We start from the raw sequence: 15,731 nt of genomic DNA on the forward strand, positions 1-15,731 counted from the left end.
GGGGCAAGAGAGTTCGTGACCCGCTGGGCGCAGTTGCTGCCGAGGCGGATGGCGCACGCGTTCTGCCGCGGCCGCTTCGCAAGGCCGTTCGCTTCCTGGTCAGCCTCGGCAGCGGCCGCGTCCGCTTTCCAGCCCATACCGGCACGATCGCTGCCGTCGCGTTTTTCGCCGCCACCGGCTTTTACGGCATGTCGCTCGGCGGCCATACACAGAACGTCGCGCAGGCATCGACGACGGCGGCCGGCTTTGCCATCGAGGACGTGCGCGTCTCCGGCAACGAGCAGACCTCCGAGATCGATATCCTGCAGCAGCTCGGCCTTGACGGCACGACGTCGCTGGTGGCGCTCGACATCATCGAAGCGCGCAAGCTGATCGCCGAACTGCCCTGGGTGCAGGGCGTTACGGTTCGCAAGGTCTATCCGAGCACGATCGAAGTCACGCTCACCGAGCGCAAGGCCTTTGGCATCTGGCAGCACGGCTCCGACCTGTCGCTGATCGAGCGCAGCGGCAGCGCGATTGCGCCGCTGCGCGACAACAAGTTTGCAGCCCTGCCGCTGTTCGTCGGCCGCGACGCCGAGACGGCAGCGGCCGATTTCTACGACGAGTTTTCCCGCTGGCCGGAGATTCGCTCGCGGGTGAGGGCCTTCGTGCGCGTCGCCGGCCGTCGCTGGGATCTGCGCCTCGACAACGGCATCGTCGTCAAGCTGCCGGAACACGATGTCGCCCGTGCGATGAAGGTTCTGTCGGAGATGGAAAGCGAGCACCAGCTGCTCGAGCGCGACATCGCCGCAGTCGATCTGCGGCTGGAAGATCGAACCACAGTTCAATTGACGCCGGATGCGGTCACCCGGCGCGAAGTTGCCTTGAAGGCGAGGGACAAGATGCTGAAGGCGCAGGAGACGGAGAGAAAGAAAGAGGGGCGGATATGAGTTTGTTCGGTTCCTCCAGCTTTGGCCTGCCGCGCCTGAAGCCGCTTTCTTCGAAGCGGTCTCATGTCGTCTCGGTGCTGGATATCGGCTCGACGAAGATCGTGTGCATGATCGGCCGGCTGACGCCGCGCGCCGAAAGCCAGATCCTGCCGAACCGCACGCATAGCGTCGAGATCATCGGCATCGGCCACCAGAAATCCCGCGGCGTGAAGAACGGCGTCGTCGCCGATCTCGATGCGGTCGAAAGCGTCGTGCGGCTCGCCGTCGATGCGGCCGAGCGCATGGCCGGCCTCACCATCGACAGCCTCATCGTCAACATTTCCGCAGGCCGCCTGCAGAGCGACGTCTATACCGCGACCATCGACCTCGGTGGCCAGGAAGTCGATGCCAGCGACCTGAAGAGAGTGCTGTCGGCCGCCGGCCAGCAATCGCTGCGTTCCGACCGCGCCATCCTGCATTCGCTGCCGACTGGCTTCTCGCTCGACGGCGAGCGCGGCATCCGCGATCCGCTCGCCATGTTCGGCGACGTGCTCGGCGTCGACATGCACGTGCTGACCGCGGAGCGGGCGGCGCTGAAGAATCTCGAACTTTGCGTCAACCGAGCGCATCTCTCGGTCGAGGGCATCGTTGCGACGCCCTATGCCAGCGGTCTGGCGGCTCTTGTCGATGACGAAGTCGAACTCGGCTGCGCCGCGATCGACATGGGTGGCGGCACGACGACGATCTCGGTCTTTGCCGAGGGCAAGCTGGTTCACGCCGACGCGGTCAGCCTCGGCGGCCACCATGTGACGACGGACCTGGCGCGCGGTCTTTCGACCCGCATCGAAGACGCCGAACGGCTGAAGGTCGTGCACGGCTCGGCCCTGCCCAACAGCGCCGACGAGCGCGACATCGTCTCGGTCCCGCCGATCGGCGAGGACGACCGCGACCAGCCGACCCACGTGCCGCGCGCTCTGGTGTCGCGGATCGTACGCGCCCGCATCGAGGAAACGCTGGAGCTCATCCGCGACCGCATCCAGCGCTCGGGCTTCAGCCCGATCGTCGGCAAGCGCATCGTGCTGACGGGTGGCGCCAGCCAGTTGACCGGCCTGCCGGAAGCGGCACGCCGCATCCTGGCGCGCAATGTTCGTATCGGCCGTCCGCTCGGAGTTTCCGGGCTGCCGGCTGCTGCCAAGGGACCGGCGTTCTCCACGGCCGTCGGTCTGATGATCTATCCGCAGGTCGCCGACCTCGAAACGCATGCGGCCCAGGGCGGCATGTTCTCGTCGATCGGCAACGGCAACGGCCGCATCGCCCGCATGGGCCAGTGGCTGAAGGAAAGTTTTTAGAGCGCCGCGCGTCCGGATGGACGTGCAAAGCGCGCTCTAAGGTTTGTGACGTGCATAAGCCTTTCCGAAAATCGCAGACGATTTTCGGGGTTATGCGCGGAGTACGGCCGGCACCGAACAGGGACGATGCCGGACGAAGACAAAGTTGGAATTTCAAGGATTTGGTCGGCTCGGCAAGGCGGCCAGAAAACAGAAGGAACGGGTACTATGACTATCAACTTGCAGAAGCCGGATATCACGGAGCTGAAGCCCCGCATCACCGTCTTTGGTGTTGGCGGCGGCGGCGGCAATGCCGTCAACAACATGATCACAGCGGGTCTTGAAGGCGTCGACTTCGTCGTTGCCAACACCGACGCGCAGGCGCTGACCATGACCAAGGCAGAACGGGTCATCCAGATGGGTGTCGCCGTGACCGAGGGTCTGGGCGCCGGCTCGCAGCCGGAAGTCGGCCGCGCGGCTGCTGAAGAGTGCATTGATGAGATCATCGATCACCTGCATGGCACCCACATGTGCTTCGTCACCGCCGGCATGGGCGGCGGCACCGGCACCGGTGCAGCCCCGATCGTCGCGCAGGCCGCCCGCAACAAGGGCATCCTGACTGTCGGCGTCGTCACCAAGCCTTTCCATTTCGAAGGCCAGCGCCGCATGCGGCTCGCCGACCAGGGCATCGCCGAACTGCAGAAGTCGGTCGACACCCTGATCGTCATCCCGAACCAGAACCTCTTCCGCATCGCCAATGACCGCACGACGTTTGCCGATGCGTTCGCGATGGCCGACCAGGTCCTCTATTCGGGTGTTGCCTGCATCACCGACCTCATGGTCAAGGAAGGCCTCATCAACCTCGACTTCGCCGACGTCCGCTCGGTGATGCGCGAAATGGGTCGCGCCATGATGGGCACCGGCGAAGCCTCGGGCGAGGGCCGCGCAATGGCCGCTGCCGAAGCTGCGATCGCCAACCCGCTGCTCGACGAAACCTCGATGAAGGGCGCACAGGGCCTCTTGATCTCGATCACCGGTGGTCGCGACCTGACCCTGTTCGAACTCGACGAAGCTGCGACCCGCATCCGCGAAGAAGTCGATCCGGACGCCAACATCATCCTCGGCGCCACGTTCGACGAAGAACTTGAAGGCCTGATCCGCGTATCGGTCGTTGCCACCGGTATCGATCGCACGGCCGCGGAGGTAGCCGGTCGTTCGGCCGACTTTCGTTCGGTAGCAGCGCAGAAGCCGATCATCCGTCCGTCCGCAGCCATTCCGGCACAGCAGCCGGCGGTTGCCCAGCACCAGCCCGCTCCGGTCCAGCAGCCGGTCGCCCAGCCGGTGCAGCAGCAGAACTCCGTCGACCAGATCGCGCTTGCGATCCGCGAAGCGGAAATGGAACGCGAACTCGACATCGCAACCCGCGCCGCCACCCAGGCTCCGGCTCCGATGCAGCAGGCTCACGACGACTTTCGTCCCCAGAGCAAGCTCTTTGCCGGTGCCGCACCGGTAGAAGCCGCTCCGGTCATGCGCCAGCCGGCTCCAGTTCAGCGTCCGGTCGAAATGCCGGTTCACGCACAGGTCCAGCCGCAGCCGGTTCAGCGCCAGGAGCCGATCGCTCCGGTGGTGCGCCAGCAGGCCGAGCCGGTTCGCATGCCGAAGGTCGAGGACTTCCCGCCCGTCGTAAAGGCCGAGATGGACCAGCGCGCCCAGCCGGCGCCGCAGTTGCAGGAAGAGCGCGGCCCGATGGGTCTTCTCAACCGCATCACCAGCTCGCTCGGCCTGCGCGAAAGGGAAAGCCCCAGCGTCAACGCCGACATGACGGCCGGTGCGCCGAGTGCGGCTTCCCAGCAGCGCCGTCCGCTTTCGCCGGAGGCCAGCCTCTATGCGCCGCGTCGCGGCCAGCTTGACGATCACGGTCGCGCCGCACCGCAGGCGCGCTCGCACGAAGATGATCAGCTCGAGATCCCGGCGTTCCTGCGCCGTCAATCGAACTGATTTGAAGGCCCGTTCCTTCACCTTGCCGAATGCCCGGGCTACCGCCCGGGCATTTTTGTATTTCTAGCATTCTTTCAATAGGTTGCCGGCGTCGAACGGCGTGTTACAGATGCGTAACAAAACGAAACGAACAGTGATTTGGAATGGTGCCTCAGAACCACTATTTTCAAGCTCGGAATTGGGGATGCATGCGATTCGATCACGCGCTGTCTGTTCGAAACGCAGAGTTCCGGCCTTTGGGCCGAAACTCTCGGGCGCCTTTCTTGCGCCCTGAAAACCGCTGCATCCGCCTGATGTTTGGGCCTTATGGCCATAGGTATTGAAAGTGACGACGAGAATGGGAATCGAACTGCTCGGATTTCAGACCACGATTGCTAGCCCGGTAACGCTCAAGGGAATTGGCGTTCATTCGGGCGCCGAGGTGGAAATCACCTTTCATCCGGCCGAAGCCGATGCGGGCATCGTTTTCCAGCGCGTTCTCGCCAACGGCCGCCTGAGCGAGTTCAAGGCGGTTTCCTCGCAGGTCGGCAACACCGATCTCTGCACCGTTCTCGGCATGTCGCCGGCCACCTCGATCGCAACCATCGAGCATGTGATGGCCGCCATCTACGCGCTCGGCCTCGACAACCTCACCATCGAGGTTCATGGCGCCGAGATGCCGATCATGGACGGCAGCTCCGAACCCTTCATCGATGCGATCGAGCAGGTGGGCGTTCGCGCGCTGGCGGTCAAGCGTCGTTACATCCGCGTGATCAAGCCGGTGCGGATCGAATCAGGTGCGTCCTGGTCGGAATTCACGCCCTATGACGGTATGCGCTTCGAGGTCGAGATCGATTTCGACTGCCCGCTGATCGGTCGCCAGGCCTGGAAGGGCGACATGACGCCTTCGGTGTTCAAGCGCGAACTGTCGCGTGCCCGCACCTTCGGCTTCATGCGCGACGTCGAGCGCCTCTGGGCTGCCGGCTACGCGCTGGGCTCGTCGCTGGAAAACTCGGTCGTGATCTCCGATGACGATTCGGTCATCAATGTCGAAGGCCTTCGCTATACGGACGAATTCGTGCGCCACAAGACGCTCGACGCCGTTGGCGACCTTTCGCTTGCCGGCGCACCGTTTATCGGCTGCTACCGTTCTTATCGCGGTGGTCACAAGATGAACGCAAATGTGCTCAAGGCTCTGCTCAGTGATCCCTCGGCCTACGAGGTCGTCGAAACCGCCACGCCACGTCAGCGCACCCGTGCGCGCGACATGGTTGCGGTTGCAGTTCCGGGCTTCGCGCCCTGGTCCGCATAACAACAAAAAGACACTCTCCTCCAGTCGCCGGCCGAAAGGCCGGCATTTTCATGTCGGCGCCGCCATAAATTTGCATGAATCACCGATCATGACGTTGCGGCATTGAGGCAACTTGCTCTAAAAGCGCATGTCTGGCGGGGTCGATGCCCGCAGAATGGAACGGGAATATCCGATGGTTCTTGCAGTTTCTGTTGATTTGAAAAAGTCAGCGCGTGTGTTCGCCGTGGTAGTCGCGGCCGTTGCCGGCAGCGCCCTGATTACCGCCTGCCAGAACGATCCCGATATCGACATCACCAAGCTGACGGCCGAGACCGATCCGCCGGAGGTGCTGTACAACCAGGGTCTCGCCAACCTCAATGCCGGCAAGACCACGGAAGCGGCGCGCAAGTTCGAAGCGCTCGACCGGCAGCATCCTTTCTCCGAATACGCGCGCAAGGCGCTCGTGATGAACGCCTTCGTCAGCTATCGCAACGGCCAGTACCAGGAGGCGATCAATTCCACCGGGCGCTACCTGAACCTCTATCCGCAGTCGGAAGATGCGGCCTATGCGCAGTACATTCAGGGGCTTGCCTATACCAAGCAGATCCCGGGCGTGACGCAGGACCAGAAGCCGGCCTTTAAGGCGATCGAGGCGATGCAGGCCGTCGTCGACAAGTATCCGGACTCGCAATATGTCGAGGATGCCCAGGCGAAGATCCGCTTTGCCCGCGACCAGCTCGCCGGCAAGGAAATGCAGGTCGGCCGCTATTATCTCGAGCGCAAGGAATACCTCGCCGCCGTGTCGCGTTTCCGCACCGTCGTCGAGAAGTATCCCAATACCAACCAGGTCGAAGAAGCACTGGCCCGTCTGGTCGAAGCCTATTACGCAATGGGCGTGGCCTCCGAAGCGCAGACCGCTGCCGCCGTTCTCGGACACAACTATCCGGACAGCCAGTGGTATGGTGATTCCTTCAAGCTGTTGCAGTCGGGTGGCCTCGAGCCTCGCGAAAGCGGCAATTCCTGGATTGCGCGCGCAGGCAAGAAGCTGATCGGCGCCTGACACGGAAGATTTGACCCCGGATGCTCGCCCAGATCTCGATCCGCGATATCGTCCTGATTGAACGGCTTGATCTGGCGTTCGAGGCCGGCCTGTCCGTGTTGACCGGTGAGACAGGTGCCGGAAAATCGATCCTGCTCGACAGCCTGTCGCTGGCCCTTGGCGGGCGCGGCGACGGCTCGCTCGTGCGTCACGGCTCGGACAAGGGCCAGGTGACGGCGGTCTTCGACGTGCCGATGGGGCACTCGGCACGGCTGATGCTGCGTGACAACGGCGTCGACGATGATGGCGATCTGATTTTCCGTCGCGTGCAGTCGGCCGATGGCCGCACCAAGGCTTTCGTCAACGATCAGCCGGTCAGCGTTCAATTGATGCGGCAACTTGGCCAGACACTGGTCGAAATCCACGGGCAGCATGACGACCGCGCGCTTGTCGATATCGACGCGCACCGCACGCTTCTCGACGCCTTTGGCGGCACGACCGACGAGGCAGAGCAGGTCTCCGGCCTCTACCGCGCCTGGAAAGATGCCGAACGCGGACTGAAGAAGCATCGCGAGCGCGTCGAGGCGGCAGCACGCGAAGCGGACTATCTGCGCTCCTCTGTCGAAGAACTGGAAAAGCTCAGCCCGCGCGATGGCGAAGAGGACGAGCTTGCCGAAAAGCGCGCGCGGATGATGAAGTCCGAGCGGATCGCCGGCGACATCAACGAAGCCTCCGAATTTCTCAACGGCAACGGCTCGCCGGTTCCATTGATTGCCTCGCTGGTGCGCCGGCTGGAGCGCAAGAGCCATGAGGCGCCGGGGCTGCTGGAAGAAACCGTCGAGCTCTTGGATGCCGCGCTGAACCAGCTTTCGGATGCGCAAATGGCCGTCGAGCGAGCGCTGCGCAACACCGAATTCGACCCGAAGGAATTGGAGCGGGTGGAGGAGCGCCTGTTTGCGCTTCGTGGCGCCAGCCGAAAATATTCCGTGCCGGTCGCCGAGCTTCCGGCGCTGGCGGTGCGGATGATTTCCGACCTGGCCGACCTCGATGCCGGCGAGGAGAAGCTGAAGCAACTCGACATGCAGGTTGTTGCGGCACGGGTGGCTTTCGACGCTGCGGCGCGCACCTTGTCCGACAAGCGACAGAACACGGCGTCGGCGCTGTCTGCTGCAGTCATGGCCGAGCTGCCGGCGCTGAAGCTCGAACGTGCCCGCTTCATGGTCGAAGTGCAGAGCGATGCGGCCCAGCCGACCGTCGACGGCATCGATCTGGTCGAATTCCATGTCCAGACCAATCCGGGCACCCGGCCGGGGCCGATCATGAAGGTGGCTTCGGGCGGCGAACTTTCGCGCTTCCTGCTGGCGCTGAAGGTGGCGCTTGCCGACCGCGGCTCGGCGCCGACCCTCGTCTTCGACGAAATCGACACCGGAGTCGGTGGCGCGGTCGCGGATGCCATCGGCCAGCGACTGAAGCGCCTTTCCGGCACGGTGCAGGTGCTTTCGGTCACCCATGCGCCGCAGGTTGCCGCACGCGCGGCGACGCATCTGCTGATCTCCAAGGGACCATCGACCGAAAAGGCCGAGATGATCTCGACCCGCGTCGCCCGAATGGACGACAAGGCCCGCACCGAGGAAATCGCCCGCATGCTCGCCGGTGCCTCGATCACCGAAGAGGCGAGGGCGGCCGCCGCCCGATTGCTTTCCGGCAACGGTTAGTGCCCGCTACGCCTTCTCGCCAAGTTGTCTCCCGGTCGAGCGCGTGTCTTTATTAGGCGTTGCGCGGATATGCGAGCTTTGGCATGTGGGAACAGCTCCAGCAGCGAATTCAGCTTCGACTGGACCAGATGCGCAAGCATCCGGAACTGATCCTGCTCTATTCTCTCGCCTTCGTCGGCTACATCCTGACGATGAAGGAAGCCAACAAACAGCTGGGGGTGATCGGCATCCTGGCGGTGGTGGCCGGCACGGCGCTCATCCCCTATCTGGTCGCGCGACTTCGCGGCGCGCGCAGCATCGAACTGCCGGACGAGAAGGACGATGGCGCCGCACCGCTCGGGTTTCTGCGCTCCAGCGCTGAGGATGACCGCCCGTACCTGGTGCGTGTCCCGCCATCGACGGCGGTTGCCTATGATGTCATCCGCAAGGCGCAGGACGTCTTTCAGAGCGACGCGATCGATCCGGAGGAGGATATGAAAGCCTTCTTCTCCGATCCCTACAGCCTGATCTGCCTGCAGGACTCCGACGACAATATCTACGGTTTCACCGACTACTACGCCTTCGAGAAGAAGCACTTCAAGCTGTTCCTGCAAGGTGACTATGGCTTCGACGACCTGCTTGCCAACGGGTTGCTTGTCCATCCGAAGGCGCGCAAGGCCAAGGTGGTCTATCTCGCTACCATCCTCAATCTCAGCTACCTGCTCGATTCCATGCGCAGCGAACGCCGGCGGCAGAACGGCATCCTCGTCTGGGCGACGGTGTCGGCGATCCTGGAGTACCAGGAGTTTCCGCCCGAAGGTATCGACCTCTATGGCATCGGCTGGGACAAGGGCGGCGCCGCCATCCTGAAAATGTTCGGCCTCGATCCGGTTGGTCGCGTCATGCGCGGCCTTGCGGAAGGCAAATGGATCTACACCAGACGCGGCGTCCACCGGCAGGATTTGGAAGGGATACGCGCGCGCTACCAGAAGCGATACGAGCGCTGGTGTGAGTTGGAGATCCGCCGCTGCGCCGACGTCGAGCCAAGTGTCGCTCCGGCCGGATGATCAGGGGAGACCGATAACGGCCGCTCTTTTCTTTCCCGACAGTTGCTCTAAAAAACGACTCCCAATCCGGAGTCGTCGCGCATGTCCAGTGAACTGAAACCCGTCGAGAAGCTGAACGAAACGGAAGCCGCCGAGGAGCTGGCCTTTCTCGCCTCCGAGCTTGCCCGGCACGACGCGCTCTATCATGGCAACGACGCGCCGGAGATCACGGATGCGGACTATGACGCGCTGAAGCGGCGCAACGATGCGATCGAGGCGCAGTTTCCGGCGCTTGCGCGCGAGGACAGCCCATCGAAGAAGGTGGGGGCAGCGCCATCCGTTACCTTCCAGCCGGTCGTTCATGCCCGGCCGATGCTGTCGCTCGACAACACGTTTTCCGACGAGGACGCCCGCGATTTCGTCGCCTCGGTCTACCGCTTCCTCGGGCAGCTGCCGGATAATTCGATCGCCTTTACCGCCGAGCCGAAGATCGACGGCCTCTCGATGTCGCTGCGCTACGAGAACCGGCGGCTGGTGACGGCGGCGACCCGTGGCGACGGCACAACAGGTGAAAACGTCACCGCCAATATCCGCACCATCGGCATGATCCCGCAGACGCTGCCGGCCGGCGCTCCTGAGATCGTCGAGGTGCGCGGCGAAATCTACATGGCGAAGTCCGACTTTGCCGCACTCAACGCCGAGATGGCAGCGCTCGGCAAGCCGCTCTACGTCAACCCGCGCAACACCGCTTCCGGGTCGCTCCGCCAGCTCGACGCCAAGGTGACTGCCAGCCGCAAGCTGCGCTTCTTTGCCTATGCCTGGGGCGAAATGTCGGAAATGCCTGCCGATACCCAATTCGGCATGGTCGAGGCATTCAAGGCCTGGGGTTTCCCGGTCAATCCACTGATGCAGCGGATTTCGTCGGCCGACGAGCTGCTGACGCATTACCACCATATCGAGCGCGAACGGCCTGATCTCGACTATGATATCGACGGCGTCGTCTACAAGGTCGACCGGCTCGACCTGCAGGCGCGGCTCGGTTTCCGCTCGCGCTCGCCCCGCTGGGCGACGGCGCACAAGTTCCCGGCCGAGCAGGCATTTACGCGGCTGACGGCCATAGACATCCAGGTGGGGCGCACCGGCGCGCTGACGCCGGTGGCACGGCTGGAGCCGATCACCGTCGGCGGCGTCGTCGTGACCAATGCGACGCTGCACAACGAGGATTACATCAAGGGGCTCGGCAACAGCGGCGAACCGATCCGCGAGGGTCGCGACATCCGTATCGGCGACATGGTGATCGTCCAGCGGGCGGGCGACGTCATCCCGCAGATCGTCGACGTGGTGATGGACGAGCGCAAGGAGGGGAGCGAGCCCTATCGTTTTCCGACGACATGCCCGGTCTGCGGCAGCCATGCGGTGCGCGACATCAACGAGAAGTCCGGCAAGGTGGATGCAGTGCGCCGCTGCACCGGCGGCTTCGTCTGCCGGGCGCAGGCGGTCGAGCATCTCAAGCATTTCGTCTCGCGCAATGCCTATGACATCGAAGGCCTCGGCTCCAAGCAGATCGAGTTCTTCTTCGAGAGCGAGGATCCGACGCTGTCGATCCGCACGGCGGCCGACATCTTCACGCTGGAAAAGCGCCAGGAGACGTCGCTGACAAAGCTCGAAAACATCGACGGCTTCGGCCGCGTCAGCGTGCGCAAGCTCTATGACGCGATCAACACCCGCCGCTCGATCGCGCTGCATCGCTTCATCTACGCGCTTGGCATCCGCCATGTCGGGGAGACCACGGCCAAGCTGCTCGCGCGCTCCTACGGCACCTACGAGGCCTTCGGCGCAGCCATGAGCGAAGCCGGCACCTTTACGGGTGATGCCTGGAACGAACTCAACAGTATCGACGGCATCGGCGAAGTCGTCGCCCGCGCCATCGTCGAGTTCTACAAGGAGCCGAGGAACCTTGAAGTGGTGACGCGACTGCTTGCCGAAGTGACGCCCGAAGGGGCGGAGATACCGGTTGCGAGCGACAGCCCGGTCGCCGGCAAGACCGTGGTCTTCACCGGTTCGCTCGAAAAGATGACGCGCGATGAGGCCAAGGCCAAGGCGGAAAGCCTCGGCGCCAAGGTGGCAGGTTCCGTGTCGAAGAAGACCGATATCGTCGTCGCCGGCCCGGGAGCGGGCTCCAAGCTCGACAAGGCGCGCGAACTCGGCGTGCAGACGATGGACGAGGACGAGTGGCTGGCGCTGATCGGGGGCTGATGCCCACGATCAGGGGCGCTGGCAGGCGTTGTCGTTATGCCTGTTCCGCGTCGTAGGCTTCGGATGCTGCCTTCAGCGCGGCGATGTCGTCGGCGCAGATGACATTGCGCAGCGCGTCGAACTTCGACCTCTCCCATCGGTAGATGCCGAGTGAGAGCAACGTCTCGATGTCTGCTTCGGGAAAGCGCTGGCGAACGGGGCGGGCCGGATTGCCGGCAACGATGGTGTAAGCCGACACGTCTCTGGTGACGATCGCGCCCGAAGCGATGACGGCGCCTTCACCAAGGGTGACTCCCGGCATGATCATGGCGCGCATGCCGATCCAGGCGCCGTCGCCGATGATCGTGTCGCCCTTGCCGATATAGGCTTCGCCAATCATATCGATGAACGGATAGAGGCTGACCCAATCGGTGCGGTGGGTGTGGTTGCCACCCATCAGGATTACCGCCTCGGCACCGATCGCGACGTAGTCTCCGATCCGCAACTGGTCGATCGGCCATTGCGGCTCCCAGGCCTTGAGGCTGTAGTCGTCGCCATAGAGGTAGCGAACGACGCTCTCCTCGAAGGAACCCGTCCAAGCGTTGCTGTAGTAGCTGTTGGTGCCGCGCACATGGATATTCGGGTTGCGCACGGTCTCGTGCAAAAGCTCGACCTTGGACCAATGCTTGGCTTCGACATTCATGGACATGGGGCTTCCTCATTCTGCTCATTGCAAGCGTCAGCGACGGCTCACTCGCCTTCTCGACGTATGGGTTCCCCAACTATCCGGTTTTTCGGGCAATTTCTCCCCAAAACCTCTGCGGCCGATAGCCTCGCTCATAGTTGCGTGCACCGGATCAGACAAAAAAAAGCGCCCGCCGCGAAACGCGGCGGGCGCAAGGCAAGGGGATTGCGTCAGATCAGGAGGCCTGCTGCTGGGCGGCTTCCATGTCCATCCACATGAATTCCCAGACGTGGCCGTCGAGATCCTGGAAGCTGATGCCGTACATGAAGCCGTAGTCGAGTGCCGGCTTCCAGGGCTTGGCACCGGCAGCGAGTGCCTTGGCGAGCATGTCGTCGCATTCGGCGCGGCTCGAGGCGGAAAGGGCGGTGATGACCTCGGTGCCCTTGCTGGCATCGCTGATCTCGCCGGTGATGAAGCCGCGGAACTTCGGTTCGGTCAAAAGCATGACGAAAATATTGTCCGAGATCACCGTGCAGGCGGCCGTGTCGTCGGAGAACTGCTCGTTGAAGGTATAGCCGAGTGCCGCGAAAAAGGCCCGGGACGCCTTCAGGTCCTTGACGGGCAGGTTTACAAAAATCATGCGCATGGAATGCTCCTCGTAGGGATTTTCTTGATTGAACATAACTAGGACGTTCGGCGTGACACGCAGCCGACAGCCGTTCAGACATTTTTTGAGAAATGCGAAGTGTCCCCGCTGATGTGGTGTGCAATCATAGGTTTTCAAGCATTTCCGGTTCACCCGAGATTACTGGCAATTCGCTCGGCAAGGTGCCGGCGGCGCGCTCGAAATGGGCGAGCACATCTGGAACGGCGGCGAGTGCCACACGAGGCCGATCAGAGTTTGGCGGTCCATGCTGAATCCGCATCGTTTGCACCTCGCACATTTCTGGCGGATGTTCCATGGTCTCCGGACCTCGTGAAGAGGTGCGGCGAGCAACGATGACTGTCGGCGCCCGGGATGTGAGGAGACACGATGCGTTTGAACCAGGTGACGGTGACGATGCCCGATCTCGATGCGGGGTGGGAGTTCTACCGCACGCTCGGGCTGCAGCCGATCGTCGATGCGCGGCCGCATTATGTGCGCTTCGTCTGCCCGGATGGCGGCAGTTCGTTTTCGCTGCATCAGGGCGAGGCGGGCGGCAGCGGCACAACCGTCTACTTCGAGTGCGACGATCTGGATCTGACCGTCAGCCGGCTGATCGAGGCCGGTATCCTGTTTGCGAGCAGTCCCGCCGACAAGAGCTGGCTGTGGCGGGAAGCCGAAATCTTTGATCCCGCCGGCAACCGCATCGTACTTTATTTCGCAGGCGCCAACAGGCTCGATCCGCCCTGGCGGGTGCCGAGTTCCGCCCACAGCTGAGCTTGCCCGCCCGGACCGTGCGATAATTGGCTTGGCTCTATTCGCAGCGGCACCAATTCCGTTTGTCTTTTTGCGCTGCACAAGATAGAGGTTTGCAGCCAAATTTTGTGCAATTGCCTTTTCGCGGAGCGGGCCAAGAGCCACAGGCCGCGGGGCGGGGCGCTAGCGGCGCCTTCGCGGATTGGAGGGTCCGGATTTGAAGACCATCACCACCATCACCGAGCTGCGCGCAGCCCTTGCCGAATACCGGCGGGCAGGCAAGACGGTCGGGCTCGTGCCGACCATGGGCTATCTGCATGTCGGCCATATGGAGCTTGTGCGCCGTGCGCGCGGGCAAAATGACGTCGTCGTTGCCAGCATCTTCGTCAATCCGCTGCAGTTCGGCCCCAACGAAGACTTGAGCAAATATCCGCGCGATCTCGCCCGCGATCAGGCGATGCTGGAAGAGGGCGGCGTCGACTTCCTGTTTTCGCCAGGGGTGTCCGACATGTATCCGCGACCGATGGAAACGGTGGTCGACGTGCCGAAGCTCGGCTCCGAGCTTGAAGGTTCCGTGCGTCCCGGCCACTTTGCCGGCGTTGCGACTGTCGTCACCAAGCTGTTCAACATCGTGCAGCCGGACCGCGCCTATTTCGGCGAGAAGGATTTCCAGCAGCTGCAGATCATTCGCCGTATGGTCGATGATCTCGCCCAGCCGGTGGAGATCATCGGCGTGCCGACGGTGCGCGAGGCCGATGGGCTCGCCTGTTCGTCGCGCAATGTCTACCTCAGCGCCGCTGAGCGTGAAGCGGCTGCCATCGTGCCGAAGGCACTTGCCGAGGCCGAGCGGCTGGTCGCGTCCGGGATCACCGATGCCGTCGAAGTGGAAAGGGCCGTGACGGCTTTTCTTTCCGCCGAACCGCTGGCTCGACCCGAAGTCGTGGCGCTGCGCGATCCTGGCACGCTCGAAACAATTCAAGAGATCGGTGACAAGCCGGTGCTGCTGCTGCTCTTCGTGCGCTTCGGCACGACGAAGCTGCTCGACAACCGCGTGATTGCCGCCAAATCCGCCCATTTTGCAAAGGTTGCCTGAGAATGAGCGTACAATCTGCCAGACGCCGCCTGAGCCCTGCCAATATCGAGGCGCTGAAGGGCGAGCGCCCGATCGTCAGCCTGACGGCCTATACGACACCGATTGCCCGGCTGCTCGATCCGCATGTCGATTTCCTGTTGGTCGGCGATTCGCTCGGCATGGTGCTCTACGGTCTCGACACCACCGTCGGCGTCACGCTCGAGATGATGATCGCCCATGGCCAGGCGGTCATGCGCGGCTCGGAGCGCTCCTGCATTGTCATCGACCTGCCGTTCGGCTCCTACCAGGAATCCAAGGAACAGGCCTTCCGAAGTGCTGCACGCGTTTTGAAGGAAACCGGCTGTAGCGCCGTGAAGCTCGAGGGCGGCGCCGAGATGGCCGAGACGGTCGAGTTCCTCGTCAGCCGCGGCATTCCGGTTCTCGGCCATGTCGGGCTGATGCCGCAGCTCGTCAACACCACCGGCGGCTATCGCTCGGTCGGTCGCAACGAGAAGGAAGTGGCCAAGATCCGCCGCGACGCCAAGGCGATCGACGATGCCGGCGCTTTTGCGATCGTCGTCGAAGGCACCGTCGAGCCGGTTGCGCGCGAGATCACCGGGGAATTGCGCTCGCCGACCATCGGCATCGGCGCATCGCCGGCCTGCGACGGCCAGATCCTCGTCTCTGACGATATGCTGGGCCTGTTCAACGACTTCAAGCCCCGCTTCGTCAAACATTTTGCCGAACTGGCGCCGGCGATCTCGAAGGCTGCGGAGGAATACGCCAACGAGGTCAAGGCGCGCACGTTCCCGGGTGTCGAGCATACGTTCCAGGTCAAGCGCTGACACATCTCTTTGCACGACCTGGCCGCGCCAACGAGCACACGGCGACTTTGAACAGGAGGGCGCAGGTCATGCGGCTTGCGCCCTATCCCACTGGGGGAGCGATCTTCGGATAAATGCCCCACCGCCAGGTGGTCGGTGGCGAGGCGGCGGTGAAAAAACGGCGATCGCTTATCGACCCGTGCGCATTTCGTTCAAGCCTGCCGCGGTCAGGC

Annotated in this window: 13 protein-coding genes; 11 read left to right on the forward strand and 2 right to left on the reverse strand. The window is 63.1% G+C overall.

What is annotated here, in order from left to right:
- The first annotated feature begins 23 nt into the window (after positions 1-23).
- The 8 genes from ftsQ to ligA all read left to right on the forward strand — a co-directional run bounded on the left by ftsQ (position 24) and on the right by ligA (position 11,539).
- On the forward strand, positions 24-929 hold the full coding sequence (ftsQ, locus tag IB264_RS14180; protein WP_225906334.1) for a cell division protein FtsQ: 906 nt from the start codon (positions 24-26) through the stop codon (positions 927-929).
- Positions 926-2,257 (forward strand): cell division protein FtsA, encoded by a 1,332-nt coding sequence (ftsA, locus tag IB264_RS14185; RefSeq protein WP_025427719.1) that lies wholly within the window; start codon positions 926-928, stop codon positions 2,255-2,257. The genes ftsQ and ftsA overlap by 4 nt, the downstream gene beginning before the upstream one ends.
- Before the next feature lie 207 nt (positions 2,258-2,464).
- Entirely contained in the window at positions 2,465-4,234 is a 1,770-nt protein-coding gene (gene ftsZ / locus IB264_RS14190; RefSeq protein ID WP_025427718.1) for a cell division protein FtsZ, read from the forward strand.
- Between the two features lie 337 nt (positions 4,235-4,571).
- On the forward strand, positions 4,572-5,525 hold the full coding sequence (gene lpxC, locus IB264_RS14195) for a UDP-3-O-acyl-N-acetylglucosamine deacetylase (RefSeq protein WP_025427717.1): 954 nt from the start codon (positions 4,572-4,574) through the stop codon (positions 5,523-5,525).
- A 172-nt stretch (positions 5,526-5,697) separates the two neighbouring features.
- Entirely contained in the window at positions 5,698-6,564 is an 867-nt protein-coding gene (locus IB264_RS14200; protein WP_025427716.1) for an outer membrane protein assembly factor BamD, read from the forward strand.
- A gap of 20 nt (positions 6,565-6,584) precedes the next feature.
- The gene (recN, locus tag IB264_RS14205; RefSeq protein ID WP_025427715.1) at positions 6,585-8,258 is read left to right on the forward strand and encodes a DNA repair protein RecN; all 1,674 of its coding nucleotides are present in this window, start codon (positions 6,585-6,587) and stop codon (positions 8,256-8,258) included.
- 83 nt (positions 8,259-8,341) lie between these two features.
- Positions 8,342-9,304 carry a hypothetical protein gene (locus tag IB264_RS14210; RefSeq protein WP_025427714.1) on the forward strand — a complete coding sequence of 321 codons (963 nt, stop codon included), beginning with the start codon at positions 8,342-8,344 and terminating at the stop codon, positions 9,302-9,304.
- Positions 9,305-9,385: 81 nt separating this feature from the next.
- Complete coding sequence (ligA, locus tag IB264_RS14215) at positions 9,386-11,539, forward strand: NAD-dependent DNA ligase LigA (RefSeq protein WP_025427713.1); 2,154 nt, start codon at positions 9,386-9,388, stop codon at positions 11,537-11,539.
- A 34-nt stretch (positions 11,540-11,573) separates the two neighbouring features.
- Here the strand turns inward: ligA and IB264_RS14220 are convergent, their stop codons facing one another.
- Together IB264_RS14220 and IB264_RS14225 are read right to left on the reverse strand one after the other, a co-directional pair.
- Entirely contained in the window at positions 11,574-12,227 is a 654-nt protein-coding gene (locus IB264_RS14220; RefSeq protein ID WP_198956844.1) for a CatB-related O-acetyltransferase, read from the reverse strand.
- A 211-nt stretch (positions 12,228-12,438) separates the two neighbouring features.
- A complete protein-coding gene (locus IB264_RS14225) occupies positions 12,439-12,849 on the reverse strand; it encodes a VOC family protein (RefSeq protein ID WP_025427711.1) in 411 nt (136 codons plus the stop codon).
- Between the two features lie 387 nt (positions 12,850-13,236).
- Here IB264_RS14225 and IB264_RS14230 point away from each other — a divergent pair, with 387 nt between their 5' ends.
- The 3 genes from IB264_RS14230 to panB all read left to right on the forward strand — a co-directional run bounded on the left by IB264_RS14230 (position 13,237) and on the right by panB (position 15,519).
- Positions 13,237-13,623, forward strand: coding sequence for a VOC family protein (locus tag IB264_RS14230; RefSeq protein ID WP_025427710.1), 387 nt, complete (start codon positions 13,237-13,239; stop codon positions 13,621-13,623).
- A 196-nt stretch (positions 13,624-13,819) separates the two neighbouring features.
- On the forward strand, positions 13,820-14,695 hold the full coding sequence (panC, locus tag IB264_RS14235; protein ID WP_025427709.1) for a pantoate--beta-alanine ligase: 876 nt from the start codon (positions 13,820-13,822) through the stop codon (positions 14,693-14,695).
- Positions 14,696-14,697: 2 nt separating this feature from the next.
- Positions 14,698-15,519 carry a 3-methyl-2-oxobutanoate hydroxymethyltransferase gene (gene panB / locus IB264_RS14240; RefSeq protein ID WP_025427708.1) on the forward strand — a complete coding sequence of 274 codons (822 nt, stop codon included), beginning with the start codon at positions 14,698-14,700 and terminating at the stop codon, positions 15,517-15,519.
- Positions 15,520-15,731 lie beyond the last annotated feature (212 nt).

The sequence above is a fragment of the Ensifer sp. ENS11 genome (assembly GCF_014851895.1).
In the GTDB taxonomy this organism is placed as follows: Bacteria; Pseudomonadota; Alphaproteobacteria; order Rhizobiales; family Rhizobiaceae; genus Ensifer; species Ensifer canadensis.